This is a genomic window from Pseudarthrobacter sp. RHLT1-30-1, assembly GCF_059383415.1.
In genome coordinates, this window is sequence record NZ_JBWZCG010000014.1 from 53,343 (window position 1) to 66,900 (window position 13,558).

The window sequence follows — 13,558 nt, forward strand, 5'->3', positions numbered from 1 at the left end:
TCGTGGTACTCGTGATCGTGCTTACACCCATAAAGACGAAGCCCGACAGGAATCGTCACGTGATAGCGCAGATTGCTTTTCTCACGGGGCAACAGAACCGCGGTTCGGTTTCCGGCGTGGGCTGGCTGTGGGATATTGGGGGCAGGCGCCGGAAACTAACCGGACGGGATGGACAGCGCATGGGTGATCCTGGCCCCGGCTTCGAACCGGCCCTGGACGAGGGGAGTATCGTCGCCCGCGCCCAGGACGGCGACCTGGCAGCATTCGAACACTTGGTGCTCACCTATCAGTCCAGACTCTTTCGGCTGGCATTTCGGATGCTGAACGACATCGGCGAAGCCGAAGACATCGTGCAGGAGACTCTGACAACCTGCTGGCGCTGTCTTCCCATGCTTGCTGATGTCGATGCTTTCGGTGGCTGGATCTACCGGCTGGCGACGAACAAATGCCTGGACCTGCTGCGCAAGCGGTCCGCCCATGCCGAGAACATCATCGACTCGGAAGACTTGGACACCATCCCCGAAGCCTGCGGCCGCGCCGTGCCGGCCGCATCGGATCCGGCCCACGAGGCTGAGTGGTCCGCCGAACAGGATGGCCTGACCGCAGTCTTGAACACGCTCTCCCCGGCACAGCGGGCCTGCTGGCTGCTGCGGGAAATGCATGGACGCAGTTACGCCGAGATTGGTGTCACACTGAAGATCAGCCCGGCAGCCGTTCGCGGCACACTCGCCCGGGCACGGCACCAGATAGCAGAAGGGATGAGCCAATGGCGCTAGACGACATCCCCCGGCTCGGCTGCGGCCTCAGCATCGACCTCATCTGGGCAAACATCGACCGGCCACCCACCGCACATGAAGGACAGTGCAAACATTGCCAGACTGCCAAAAGCCGGCTGCAAAGACTCAGTGAAGCAACCCGTCTACTACGGGAAAGCGACCTTCATAATCCGGCGCTGAAACCCCGTCCCGAGATCAAGAAAGCCATCGTGGACGTGGCCCGCGCGGAAGCCCGGGGCGGCCGCCGACTCCTCCTGCGGAGCGCAGGCAACGGCACCACGGAGATCAGCGAACTGGCCCTGGGCTCCCTCGTCCGGTTTGCGGCCGCAGCGGTCCCCGGTGTCCACTCACGACGCTGCCGCATCGAATTACGCTCAGCCGCCGCCAGCTTGGCCGGCGAAAACCACCCGTCTGGAGCCACCGGTAGCGCCACCAACGCCGGTCCTCGCCTCATCGTCAACCTTCGGGTTGCCACCGCCCCGGACGTCGTCATCCCCCTGGTTGCGGAGGCGCTACGACAAGAGATCAGCAATGCGATTCCGGCGGCCGTCGGTATTGGGGCCGGAACCGTCAACATCACTGTGGAGGACCTCTACGATGTCTGACCGACCCCTCCGAGGCTCACTCATCACCAGCCAGCTCATAGCCTCTCTCGCCACCCGCACGACTCTGGAAACACCCGGAGTCCTCAGACTTGAGCCCACCATCCAGGGCTTCCTGGCCCGGCTCGGTCTGCCCGCCGTGCACAACCGCCGCAATCCAGGCAGCCAAAACGGCACCTACCGGCACAACGGCGTCACGGCGACAATCAGCGACGGCACTGCACGCGTCCACCTCGATATCGTCACCGACATCGCCTACACCGCCCTCCAGGTCGCCGAAACAGTTCAGCAACGCGTGCGCGAAACCATCAGCCATACCGGCCTCACCCCAGGCACAATCGACATCACCATCCTCGCCATAGAGCCCCACCGCGGCACCACAATGCTTTAACCCGGGTGCAGTCACCGGCTGCACACCACCTGTGGTCGCGCAGCATGCGCCTACACCGGGGAGACCGACACCGCCGGGCTGCCACCTTTTACTCAATGACAGCAGGGCCGGCAGAGATGCGGGCGCACGGTAACAAAACGGAAGAGGCACAACAATGGAAACCGTTCAGCTCATCCTGATCATCGCGGGAATCATCGTCGTCCTGGCGGTCCTCTTCGCGCTGATGTCTTTTGGCCGCCGCAAAGGTACAAAACGCGTACATGACGAACGACAGACTGCGGACGGGGAAACAACGGCCCAGGATCCCGATGAAGACCACCGAGACACATGACAGTTACCGTACCCACGCCCCTGCCATCGGGGATGGCGCGGCGCAAATCCCGCTTGAGCGGCTGGGGGGCACTTTGATGGCCGCAGCGCCCGTTCCGCCGACGAAGACCGGCGTTTCCGCGCCAAAGTTCCCCCGGCCCCGGAGCAGGAGAACAGCGCCCCGGCATGCCGGGACGCTGTTGGTTGGGTGAGTTAGGCCAAATGCTGGCGGCTAGAGCTGGTAGTCAGCCGCCGTGGTGATGTTCTCGTGGACGCAGAGGATGTTGTGCTCGGTGTCCATGAACCAGGCGCACTTCTCGGAATCAGTTGTACAAATGTGGTTCTCGGTCTTGAGGTCCGGCTGGTCGTAGTCCTGGAACTGGACGCCTTTGGCTTCCATCTCCCGGACGGTCCGCTCGATCTCGGAGACTTCAAAACTCAGGGTCGTGTGATCGGAATGCTTTCCGTCCCTGACTGGCATCAACTGCAGCATGGGGCCGCCGTCGCTGCCAAATAGTTCACTTCCATCGTCTGCCTTGCCGCGGACCGGCAGGCCCAGGGTATCCGCATAGAAGCGGTGGGCGCGCTCGACGTCATCGACTGGCAGGACTGTTGTGGCTTTGTTTAGAACTAGGGTCATTTCGCCACCTCCTACGAAGCAAATTTTACGCCGGTGCGGGGTGGAAAGAACCGGCAACTTAAAGCGCCGAGGTGAGATTTCATGCCCATGTCAGCGGGCACAATGGGCACGAAATCTCACCTCGGCGAGGGTGGGGCAGGCGCCGAGTCTCACCTCGGCGGGGGTCGTGGCGCGGGTGTGGGAAAAGGCTACTTCTCCACGAGGGTGAGGACGTCGTAGGTGGCTACGATTTCGTCGTTCTGGTTGTTCAGGACGGCGTCCCAGGCCACCTCGCCGTATTCGTCGGTCTCGCGCGGGGTGATCTTCTTGGCGGTCAGGGTGACCCGGATGGAGTCGCCAGCGGCCACCGGGGTGATGAACCGCAGGCTTTCCAGGCCGTAGTTGGCCAGCACCGGGCCCGGCGCGGGCTCCACGAACAGTCCGGCGCCCCAGGCCAGCAGCAGGTAGCCGTGTGCCACGATGCCCGGGAAGAACGGGTTGGCCTCGGCGGCAGCCTGGTTGGTGTGCGCGTAGAAGGTATCGCCGGTGGAGTTGGCGAACTTCGTGATCTCGTCCAGGGTCACTTCGCGCAGCCCGGAGCGCATCGAGTCGCCGATGCGCAGGGTGCTCAGGTGCTTCCGGAACGGGTGCTGGCCTTCGGTCTCGAGCGTGAAGTTGCGGTCGGCTCCGGTGTGCCAGACGCCCGTCACGGCGGTCAGCATGTTCGGTGAACCCTGGATCGCGGTGCGCTGCATGTGGTGCAGCACGGAGCGGATGCCGCCGAGCTCCTCGCCGCCGCCGGCGCGGCCCGGACCACCGTGGACCAGGTGCGGGACCGGTGAACCGTGGCCGGTGGAGCTGCGGGCGTCCTCACGGTTGAGCATGTGCACGCGGCCGTGGTGGGCGGCGATGCCGGTGACGAGTTCGCGGGCCACGTCGGGATCGTTGGTGCAGACCGTGGCGACGAGGGATCCGCCGCCGCGGGCGGCGAGGCGGACGGCGTCGGCCAGATCGGTGTAGCCGATTACCGAGGACACCGGGCCGAAGGCCTCGAGCGAGTGGACCTCGTCGGCCTCGGGATCGGCCCAGCTCAGCAGCACGGGGGACATAAACGCGCCATCCTCGACGACGCCGACCGTCCCGTCCGCGCTGGTGACCTTCGGCGAATCGAGCGTGCCGTACGCGAGTTCGCCGCCGGCGTCGAGCATGGTCTGGACGGCCGCGCGCACATCGGCGAGCTGCTCCAGGGAGGCCAGGGCGCCCATGTTGACGCCGTCGGCGCGGGGGTCACCGAGGACGATGCGCTCCTTGATCCGCTCCCCCACGGCGGCGATGACGTCCTGCACGAGCGCCTGCGGCACGATGGCGCGGCGGATCGAGGTGCACTTCTGGCCGGCCTTGGAGGTCATCTCGGTGACGAGGGACTTGACGTAGGCGTCGAATTCGGGGGTGCCCTTGACGGCGTCGGTGCCCAGGATCGAGGCGTTCAGGGAGTCGGTTTCCGAGGTGAAGCGGACCCCGCCCTTGACCACGTTGGCGTGGGACTTGAGCGTGTTGGCGGTGGACGCGGAGCCGGTGAAGGCCACCATGTCGCGGTAGTCCAGGTGGTCCAGCATGGTGCGGACCGAGCCGGAAATCAGCTGCAGCGAACCCTTGGGCAGGATGCCGGATTCGATGATCGCCTTGACCACGGCGGCGGTGACATAGCCGGTGGGGGTGGCGGGCTTGACGATGGTGGGCACGCCGGCGATGAAGGCCGGGGCGAACTTCTCGAGCATGCCCCAGACCGGGAAGTTGAAGGCGTTGATCTGCACGGCGACGCCGGGGATGCGGGTGTAGATGTGTTCGCCGGCGAAGGAACCGTCCTTGGACAGCACCTCCATCGGGCCGTCCACGATCACCTGCGAGTTCGGGAGCTCGCGCCGGCCCTTGGAGCCGAACGTGAAGAGCACGCCGATACCGCCGTCGATATCGACCATCGAGTCGATCTTGGTCGCGCCGGTCTGGGCCGAGAACGCGTAGAATTCCTCGCGGCGGCCGTTGAGGTACTGCGCGAGCTCCTTGAGCTTCAGTGCGCGCTGGTGGAAGGTCAGCTTGCCGAGTTCGGCCTGGCCGGTGGTGCGTCCGTAGTCCACGACGGCGGCGAGGTCGAGTCCCTCGGTGCTCACCTTGGCGAGAAGTTCACCGGTGCTGGCGTCCAGGACGGAGGCAGCGCCGGCAGCGGAGGCGGCGTCGGGCGTCCACCATGAATCCTTGATGAAGCTGGGAACGATCTCGACAGTGTCTACTGTGGGTTCCGGAGCAGTTGCAGTGGTGGTCATCGTTGACGGGTCCTTCCAACGGGGGCAAGATCAACACGGCCAGCATTACTGACCGTCCGTTCGGTAATATGTCTACAGTACATGAATGAGGCTTGACGCACACTAGCTGCGGCGGCCCGATCCGGCCTGAGCCCTTGGATTTCCGGCCACAGAGGAGAACGTTATGGCGCCGGAACCCCGGAATACCGAGCTGTGGAAGATCACCCTCGGTGAGCTCGACGAGAAGATGGGCGTGAAGATCGTCGAGGAATCCGTGGAGCGGGTCGTCGCCACGATGCCGGTGGAGGGCAACCGGCAGTCCTTCGGGCTGCTGCACGGCGGCGCGTCGCTGGCTGTCGGGGAGGCGGTGGGCTCCTGGGCTGCGGTCATCCACGCCAGCACCCTGGGCAAGACGGCAGTCGGCGTTGATGTCTCCGCCACGCATCACAAGTCCGCCCGCGAAGGGCTCATCACGATCACGGCCACGCCCATCCATCTCGGGGGCACCCTGACCACCCACGACGTGGTGATCACGAACGCCGCCGGGGAGCGGCTCTGCACCCTGCGGATCACCAACCTGCTGCTGGACCGGAAGGCCTGACCGGGGGACGAGGCAACCGGCGGTCGGCGGGGTGGTCGCCGGCGGGGTGGTCGCCGGCGGCCGGGTGGCGGACGGTGCGCTTGGGAGGGGCGGCAGGTGTGCCCGATGCCTCAACAGCCGGCGCGGAGCCGGAACTGAGCCGCTTGCCCTCGTCGCGGGCTGGCCAAGAGCCGCGGCTAAGCCACCAGTTTCGCCGGGGTCGCCGGAGCGCTGCACGTTCGCTGTAACGTTACCGCGTCCCTGCAGCTCTCCGGCGACCCCGAGGTTTCCCGCGGGCACCGCGAACAGGCGGACCTCGCGCAGCCCCGGACCCGGCCGTCGCGTACACCCATCCCGCCCGCCGGTGTAGGGCCGATGGACCCGCTGGGCCCCGGGGGCGGACTGTTAGCGTGGAAGTGCTGATTCAGCCGACACCACTGGTTTTGCCGGTCGCACGGAAGGGATCCACCATGCTCTCAGACACCGCACTCCCCGTCATTAAGGCAACGCTGCCTGTGGTCGGCGAGCACATCGAGGAGATCGCCAAACGCTTCTACAAACACATGTTCGAGGCGCGGCCGGACCTGCTGGACGGACTCTTCAACCGAGGGAACCAGGCCGACGGCCGCCAGCAGCAGGCCCTCGCGGGGTCCATCGCGGCGTTCGCCGGGCTGCTGGTCGACAACGTGGACCAGGTCCCGGACCATCTCCTGTCCCGGGTCGCGCACAAGCACGTTTCGCTGGGTTTGAGCCCGGACCAGTACCAGATTGTCCATGACCACCTGATGTGGTCCATCGTGGATGTGCTCGGCGACGCCGTGACGCCCGATGTTGCCGCGGCGTGGGACGAGGTCTACTGGCTGATGGCGAACATGCTCATCAACAAGGAACGGGGCCTGTACAACGCGGTGCACCTCAGCCCCGACACGATCTGGCGGACCTGGCGGGTGGCCGAGAAGATCCAGGAGACGGACGACGTCGTCAGGTTCGTCGTCGAGCGGATGGACGAGCGCGAGGTCAAGCCGTCCCTGCCCGGGCAGTACGTCACGATCAAGATGCGGATGCACGACGGCGTGCACCAGCCCCGGCAGTACAGCCTCACCAAGGCCGACGACGGGCAGCACCGGCAGTTCGCGGTGAAGCGGGTCCACGGGCTGGAGACTCCCGACGGCGAGATGTCCAACCTGCTGCACAACGAGGTCCAGGTGGGCGACGAGGTGGTGCTCTCCGCGCCCTTCGGCGATGTGGTGCTCGAGTACACGGACCGGCCCCTGGTCCTTGCCAGCGCGGGCATCGGGATCACCCCGATGGCGGGCATGCTCTCGCACCTCGTCAAGTCCGGCTCCCAGCGCCAGGTGATGATGCTGCACGCCGATGACAGCGAGGCGGCCTTCCCGCTCCGGGGCCAGGTCCGGGAGGATCTGGCCAGCTTCCCGGACGGGTCGTTGAAGACGTGGTACCTCAATCCTGCCGAGGGCCGGACAGCGTCGGACTCCGAGTTCTCCGGCTTCATGGAGGTCGGGGCGGCGGATCTCCCCGAGGACGCCGAGTACTACCTCTGCGGGCCGCTGCCGTTCCTGAAGTCGGTCCGGAGTGCGCTCGTGGCCCGCGGCGTGCCGGCGAAAGACATCCAGTACGAGGTGTTCGGCCCGGACCTCTGGCTGGCGGACTTCCAGTAGGGGCGGCTGCCGGGGACCGGGTGACCGGCGTCCTCTGACGCCGGTCATCCGCTGCTAGTTAGATGATAGGTCGACGCCGGGCGGCCGCCAGCAGGAGGGTGCCCGGCAGGATTGCGCCGCCGGCAGGCACCGCCGTCGGCAGCTGTTTCGCTGAGGTCGCCCCGGAGCTGCGGCGTCGCTGTTCCGTTACAGCCTCCCCCGCAACGCTCCGGCGACCCCGAGGCTTTCCGCCTGCCCCGCGGGCCCGTCAAGTTCCCCCGTGCGGCAGCGGGGTGCCCGGCGTGGCTTGGTGCCGGGCGGCGGCCGCCAGCAGGACGGCGCCCGGGAGAATCGCTCCGCCGGCAAGCCCCGCCGTCGGCAGCTGTTTCGCCGAGGTCGCCCCGGAGCTGCGGCGTCGCTGTTCCGTTACAGCCTCCCCCGCAACGCTCCGGCGAACCCGAGGCTTCCGCGGGCCCCGCGGGCCCGTGAAGTTCCCCCGTGCGGCAACGGGGTGCCCAGCGGGTTGCCGGGCGCAGTGCGGCAGGCGGCTGGTTAGCCGACCAGTTGCCGGGCGCAGTGCGGCAGGCGGCTGGTTAGCCGACCAGTTGCCGGGCGCAGTGCGGCAGGCGGCTGGTTATCAGACCGTTCGGCGCCGGGCGGCAGCCAGCAGGACGCCGCCCAGAAGGATCACTCCGCCGGCAAGCCCCGCCGTCGGGAGCAGTGACCCGGCGCCGGTGTCCGGCAGTTGGCCGGATCCTGCCGGAAGCACTGGGGTCAGGGCGGCCGGAACCTCGGGCACCGCCGGTGCGATCGTCGGCGTCGGCTCGGCGGGCTCCGCCGGGACAACGACCGGCGCCACAACCGTGAAGCTCCGCGTGACCGCTGAGCTGTCCGCCTCGCCGGGGGACGTCTGGACCGCCCGGAAGGAGTAGCGGCCCGGTGCGGGCTCCTCGACGGTGATACGCCACTGGCCGTCCGGTTCGACGACTGCCGAGCCGCTGATGTCGCCCGTGAGTTTCACGGTGAGCCCCGGGGTTCCGGTGCCGTCGATGCGGGTGACGGACTCCAGCGCCGCACCTTCGGCAGGGGTGGTGATCACCGGCGCGTCCAGGTTCGTGATGTTGACGGCCAGGGAGGCTACACCGGAGCGGCTGAATCCGTTCACCGTCTCGGCCGTGAGCTTCAGCGGGCCGGAGGTATCGGGCGCCGGGTAAGCCCAGTTGCCGGCGGCGTCGACCGCCACCTCGACCGTCTGCTTGTCAACGGTGATGCGCACCTTCGAGTTGGCGGCAACGGCCGAAGCCGGGGCGGCCGGGACGCGGCCGGTGATGGGCTGGCCCGCCATGAAGGTCCGGTACTCCGGGCCTACGATCTCGGGCTTGTTAAGGAACAGCTGGAGCTGCACGGCCGTCGGGATGTGTGTCAACGAGTCCGCAAGCGTAGTTGCGACCGCGAACCTTTCACTTGCCCCCCTGTTCTCGCCCGCCGAGTGAGTACCCACAGCGAAGTTTCCGCTGATCCACGGACCGCCGGAATCTCCCCCGCTGGACTCAACCGTATTGGAACGAAACCCGCTGAAGGCCCGAACGTCGTTGGAATTGTTGGCGTACGTCATGCCGCCCACAACATAGATGCCAACCTCGTCGACTCGTCCGCACGACCACCCAGTTGTCCGACCTGAGAGACAAACGTCCTGGCCCTGGAACGGACTAACCATGCCGATGATCTTGACGGCCGTCGGTCTCGGGTTGATGGGGTCTGCGGTGGAATAGCCTGGTGCGTCTCCGCGCCATTTGCTAGCTGCCGGCTGAGCAGTCAGATCCGGCCGTATCCCGCTGATAACGGCAATGTCCGTGCCGACGTTACCGGGTTCCCCAGGATCGCCGGTATTCCACGTGGGGTTCAGAACCCATGAATTTTGAGTCCCGCCGAACTGGCTAAACCCGAAGGTGCCTAGTGTTCCGGTGGTAACGAACGGCCAGACTGGCGCGGCTCCAGCGGCCGGTGCCGATGAGCTGTCTTCGATATATGTCTCTCGAGCTGCACCGTCGTAAGCGCAGTGACCCGCAGTCAGCACCAAGGGCTCACCGGCGGGTCCGTAGGCGCCGAAGCCCGCCGAACACACGGAGCTCAGATCGTTGACTATGCCCTGGCCGCCGAAGAGGTCCTCTTCCGTCTTGATCGGTGACCCCTGCTCAAGTTGGACGTTAGCGTAGCGGGCCACGAAGTCAGCCGGGGAGATCTTCCCTTGGGCAGACGCGGGGGCTGTTGGCTGGTCGACGGCAACCATTGCCGAGTCTTTCGTCGCCAGCGCGGCCCGGAGCTCCTGGGCCTGCGACAGGTCGGCTTCCGCCACGTTCGTCCCGCCGGTGCGGATGATGAAGCGACCGCCGGAGTAGGCCACGGCCTGCAGTCCGGCCGGGCCGACCTCGCGGACATAGGCCTGGAAGAGCTGATCGGTGTTCGAGGCCACCAGCTCCGCTGCGGTGGGGACTTTCGCGGGAGCAGCGGAGGGATCCGCCGACGGGGCGGCGGAGGGTGTTGCCGATGGGGTTGCGGAGGGATCAGCGGAAGGCGCGACTGCCGGCGCCACGAGCAGGAACTCTGCTGCGGTTCCGGACCCGTTGAGTTCATCGACCTTGGCCTGCAGTTCGTTGCCGCTGCCTTCGACGAGAATCCTGCCGTCCTGCAGGCTGATCCCGACGTAGCCGGGGAGCTCCCGCAGGGAAGGAACGGCGTCTGCCGCGGTCCTGGCGAGCTGGCCTGCGGCGTTGAATTCCTCGAGGGTCATGCCCAAGTCACGCCGGACGGCCTCGGCGAGTCCGGCGTCGCTGATTTCCGGAGCTCCTGCCGGAGCTACAGCCGGAGCCACGGAGGCTGCCGCGCCGGAGGCCATCGGGCTGGCGGTTGCCAGGCTGGCGGCCGCCTGGCTCGGCACCGACGCCGACGGCGGCACCGACGCCGACGGCGACGCCGCAGCGGCGGGGTCGGTTCCTCCGGCCTCGGCCATCGCAGGAACGGCGTAGAACGATCCCGCGAGCGCGATGGCGGCAGCCGCCACCGCCCGCACTGTCAGCTGATACCTCGGAGTCTTCACCCGGTCACTCTAGCGCCCCAATTTGGCCAGAATGGAAGTCAGCTCCCAGTCCGTTACGCCATTGTGCCGTAAGAAATCCCGGGTCCTTACGCTCCGGACAAACCGCAGCAGGCTTTCCACCCGCGTTTCGAGCAGCGGCGCGAGAACCTCCTCGGGCAGATGCCGCTCATGCGGATGCGGGATCCCCGACACCCGGTGGTGCTCGTTGATGCCCCGCATGGCTCGTTCATAGCCGCGGGCAATGGCATCCTCGCCCGCCCCGGCCAGGTCCTGGAGCATGGCCGCGATCATCCCGCTCCGGTCCCGGCCGGCGGAGCAATGGATCACGACCCCGCCGCGCGCCGCCGCCACGGCCCGGAACACCGCGGCCAGCTTCTCGGGGAAGATCCGGGCATTGTCCGGGTACGACGCCGGATCGTTCAGGTAGGGCACGCAGAGCTCGCGGAACTCGCTGTTTCCGGGGTCCTCGGTGGGGGCGTGCACGACGTCGAACGCTGCCAGCGTCTCGCGGCTCACCCGGGGGTCGGTCTCGCGGCGGCGGATCTCGTCCGGGTTGCGGAGGTCGATGACTGTCCGGATGCCGCCGTCGTACGCCTGCTGCCAGCCCGTCTCGGTGAGCCACTCGCGCCGTCCCATCCGGACCACGCTGCCGGCCACCTGCCAGGCGTTGACCGCCCCGTCCCAGTCGACGGTTCCGGGGGCCACCGTTCCTGCGTTCACCTTTCCGGGGTCGACGGTTCCAGGGGACACCATTCCGGGGTCCCCGGCTCCGGGGTCAGTCATCCCCTGGGCCTGGTCTCGGCGCGCGGCAGGAATCGTCATCTTGACAGCTAAGCACACACCCCGGCGCCGATCCACGGGCGAAGAATTCCGAAAGTCCACCAACGGAAAAGTTCCCAACATAGGGACTATAGGCATGGTGCGGGGCGGGCGCGTCCGCGTAGGGTGACGGTGAACCCGGTAGCCGCCGGGCTCTTTTTGGGTTTGCCTGCCGCCGGGACTGGGTCACCATTTCACGTGTCACGAGCTCGCGGCGCGGGGCGCTGAACCTACGTGCTACTGAGGGGAACACCATGGGAATCTTGAAACTTCGTCGCCGCAAGACGGCGGTGGCTGCAGGTCTCGCCACGCTGGCAATGGCTGCCAGTCTGGCAGCGGCCCCGGCGCAGGCCGTGGACAAGACCAAGTACATCGCGCTCGGCGACTCCTACGCTGCGGGTCAGGGCGCGGGAGCGTACAAGAACAAGAACGATACTTGTTACCGCAGTGAGAACTCCTACTCCGAACTCGCGGCTGACACCAAGGCCATCAAGCTGGTCACCAATGCGGCCTGCAGCGGCAAGACGACGCAGGAAGTCGTTGCCACCCAGCTTCTCCAACTTAACAGCACAACGGAGCTGGTGACCATCACTGCCGGCGGCAACAACCTCGGGTTTGGGGATATCGTCACCAGCTGCGGTTCTGCCGATCCCAACCTTGCTGCGGATTGCGCCCGAGCCAGCGCCACCGCGGCGGCCAAGATCGGCAGCGGACAGCTGGCCGGCGAGGTGGCCGCGATGATTCAGAGCGTGCACGCGGCTGCGCCGAACGCCAAGATTGTGGTGACCGGCTACCCCTACCTTTTTGACCCGTTCAACCTCAATCCGGTCGATCCGATGACCCCGTTCATCGTTCGGGCCGCTGCCCTGGCTGAGGGCCTGAACGGATCCATCGAAGCCGCCGTCAGGGCCACCGATACCGAGTTCACCGAAATCCAGTACGTCGGCGTCAAGGACGCTTTCGCCGGCCACGGCATCAACTCGGAGGAGCCGTGGATCAACGGCGCCACCGGTACCGCCGACAGCTTCCACCCGAACGCCAACGGCTACCTGGCGTACGACACAGCACTGAGCGACGCCGGAGCTTATTCGGCACCCTAGCGCAGTTTTGCCAGCCTGAACTCAAGGGCGTTCCGGACCATCGGCCACTCGTGTTCCAGGATGGAGTACACCACGGTGTCCCGCAGTGAGCCGTCGCTGCTGCGGGTATGGCTGCGGAGCACCCCGTCCTGCTTGGCGCCCAGCCGCGCGATCGCCTCGCGCGACTGGTGGTTCAGCCAGTGCGTCCGGAACTCGACGGCAGGGCAGCCCAGCGTTTCGAAGGCGTGCCGCAGCAGCAGCAACTTGGAGTCCGGATTGCTGCCGCTGCCGTGCACGGACGCCGCGTTCCAGGTGGAGCCGATCTCCACCCGGGGCGTGGCGGCGTCGATGTTCATGTAGGTGGTCATCCCGATCACGCGGCCCGGCCCGCCGGTGGCGGGGTTGATCAGCCGCGTGGTGAAGGGCAGCATCGAACCGCTCTCCTGCAGGGACAGGCGCCGCTGAATCTCCGCGGCCATCTGCTCCGGGGCGGGCACGCTGGTGTACCAGAGCTGCCAGAGTTCGCCGTCCCGGGCCGCCTCGACGAGTCCGTCGTGGTGGTCCGGGCTCAGCGGTTCCAGGACAACGTATTGGCCGGTCAGGGTGATGGGACGAAGAATGTTCACCCGCCCATCGTAGGGGGATCCTTCGCTGCGGCTCGGCGGAATCCCCGGCGGAATCCTCTGAGGAATCCCGGCCCGCGTTCAGTGCCAGTATGGACGATCTGGCTAGGCTGGGGGCATGATCACCGTTACTGGCACCGTCCATTCCGACCTTGACCCCATCAAGGCATTCGACTACCTGTCTGCCTTCGAGCACACTCCGGACTGGGACCCGGGGACCCCTGTGGTGAACAAGCTGTCCGAGGGGCCGGTGGCCGTGGGGCATCGGTATCATGCCGAAGCCGAGTTCCGGGGCAAGCGTCAGGCCCTGACCTACGAGGTGGTCGAGCTGACGGCACACCGGATCAAGCTGCGCGGCGAGAACAAGTCGGTCATCTCCGTGGACACAATCGTTGTGTCCGCGGCCGGGACAGGCTCCAAGGTGGACTACACCGCGGAATTCACGCTCAAGGGTTGGCTCAAGCTGGCCAAACCGTTTGTCCGGCCCGCCTTCCGCTCGCTCGCCCGCCCCGCCATGGACGGCATGAAACGGGCCCTGGACTCGTTGGCAGCAGCCTAACGGGCCGACCCGCGCTGTTCCTCGGTCAGCCAGGCCCACGGGGCCCGCGGGACCCGGGGAAGCGCGCGGTGGCGCCTGCTCGCTGGAACCATCCTCGGTGAGACGCAGGTCCTGGGAGAGCCTTTTGAGTCAATCCGGCACCCTAG

At 66.8% G+C, this 13,558-nt stretch carries 13 protein-coding genes; 8 read left to right on the top strand and 5 right to left on the bottom strand.

Annotated elements, in window-relative coordinates:
- Positions 1-2: 2 nt before the first annotated feature.
- The 4 genes from AC50YM_RS11775 to AC50YM_RS11790 all read left to right on the top strand — a co-directional run bounded on the left by AC50YM_RS11775 (position 3) and on the right by AC50YM_RS11790 (position 2,100).
- Positions 3-776, top strand: coding sequence for an RNA polymerase sigma factor (locus tag AC50YM_RS11775; RefSeq protein ID WP_494957133.1), 774 nt, complete (start codon positions 3-5; stop codon positions 774-776).
- On the top strand, positions 767-1,381 hold the full coding sequence (locus AC50YM_RS11780; RefSeq protein WP_494957134.1) for an Asp23/Gls24 family envelope stress response protein: 615 nt from the start codon (positions 767-769) through the stop codon (positions 1,379-1,381). Before AC50YM_RS11775 ends, AC50YM_RS11780 begins: the two co-directional genes overlap by 10 nt.
- Positions 1,374-1,769, top strand: coding sequence for an Asp23/Gls24 family envelope stress response protein (locus AC50YM_RS11785; RefSeq protein ID WP_494957135.1), 396 nt, complete (start codon positions 1,374-1,376; stop codon positions 1,767-1,769). The genes AC50YM_RS11780 and AC50YM_RS11785 overlap by 8 nt, the downstream gene beginning before the upstream one ends.
- A gap of 154 nt (positions 1,770-1,923) precedes the next feature.
- On the top strand, positions 1,924-2,100 hold the full coding sequence (locus AC50YM_RS11790; RefSeq protein ID WP_494957136.1) for a hypothetical protein: 177 nt from the start codon (positions 1,924-1,926) through the stop codon (positions 2,098-2,100).
- A gap of 210 nt (positions 2,101-2,310) precedes the next feature.
- On the opposite strand, the gene AC50YM_RS11795 is transcribed toward AC50YM_RS11790, so the two are convergent.
- Together AC50YM_RS11795 and paaZ are read right to left on the bottom strand one after the other, a co-directional pair.
- Entirely contained in the window at positions 2,311-2,718 is a 408-nt protein-coding gene (locus AC50YM_RS11795) for a VOC family protein (protein WP_494957137.1), read from the bottom strand.
- Positions 2,719-2,906: 188 nt separating this feature from the next.
- Positions 2,907-5,018, bottom strand: coding sequence for a phenylacetic acid degradation bifunctional protein PaaZ (gene paaZ, locus AC50YM_RS11800; RefSeq protein ID WP_494957138.1), 2,112 nt, complete (start codon positions 5,016-5,018; stop codon positions 2,907-2,909).
- A 163-nt stretch (positions 5,019-5,181) separates the two neighbouring features.
- Here paaZ and AC50YM_RS11805 point away from each other — a divergent pair, with 163 nt between their 5' ends.
- A complete protein-coding gene (locus AC50YM_RS11805) occupies positions 5,182-5,598 on the top strand; it encodes a PaaI family thioesterase (RefSeq protein WP_494957139.1) in 417 nt (138 codons plus the stop codon).
- A gap of 449 nt (positions 5,599-6,047) precedes the next feature.
- Complete coding sequence (locus AC50YM_RS11810; protein WP_494957140.1) at positions 6,048-7,256, top strand: globin domain-containing protein; 1,209 nt, start codon at positions 6,048-6,050, stop codon at positions 7,254-7,256.
- Between the two features lie 616 nt (positions 7,257-7,872).
- On the opposite strand, the gene AC50YM_RS11815 is transcribed toward AC50YM_RS11810, so the two are convergent.
- A complete protein-coding gene (locus AC50YM_RS11815; RefSeq protein WP_494957141.1) occupies positions 7,873-10,332 on the bottom strand; it encodes a S1 family peptidase in 2,460 nt (819 codons plus the stop codon).
- 9 nt (positions 10,333-10,341) lie between these two features.
- Entirely contained in the window at positions 10,342-11,115 is a 774-nt protein-coding gene (locus tag AC50YM_RS11820) for a tyrosine-protein phosphatase (protein ID WP_494957142.1), read from the bottom strand.
- Between the two features lie 290 nt (positions 11,116-11,405).
- On the opposite strand from AC50YM_RS11820, the gene AC50YM_RS11825 reads away from it, so the two are divergent.
- Positions 11,406-12,251 carry an SGNH/GDSL hydrolase family protein gene (locus tag AC50YM_RS11825; protein WP_494957143.1) on the top strand — a complete coding sequence of 282 codons (846 nt, stop codon included), beginning with the start codon at positions 11,406-11,408 and terminating at the stop codon, positions 12,249-12,251.
- On the opposite strand, the gene AC50YM_RS11830 is transcribed toward AC50YM_RS11825, so the two are convergent.
- Positions 12,248-12,856 carry a GNAT family N-acetyltransferase gene (locus AC50YM_RS11830; RefSeq protein ID WP_494957144.1) on the bottom strand — a complete coding sequence of 203 codons (609 nt, stop codon included), beginning with the start codon at positions 12,854-12,856 and terminating at the stop codon, positions 12,248-12,250. The two genes, AC50YM_RS11825 and AC50YM_RS11830, sit on opposite strands and share 4 nt — an antisense overlap.
- Positions 12,857-12,971: 115 nt before the next feature.
- Between AC50YM_RS11830 and AC50YM_RS11835 the strand changes: the two genes are divergently transcribed.
- Entirely contained in the window at positions 12,972-13,412 is a 441-nt protein-coding gene (locus AC50YM_RS11835) for an SRPBCC family protein (protein WP_494957145.1), read from the top strand.
- Positions 13,413-13,558 lie beyond the last annotated feature (146 nt).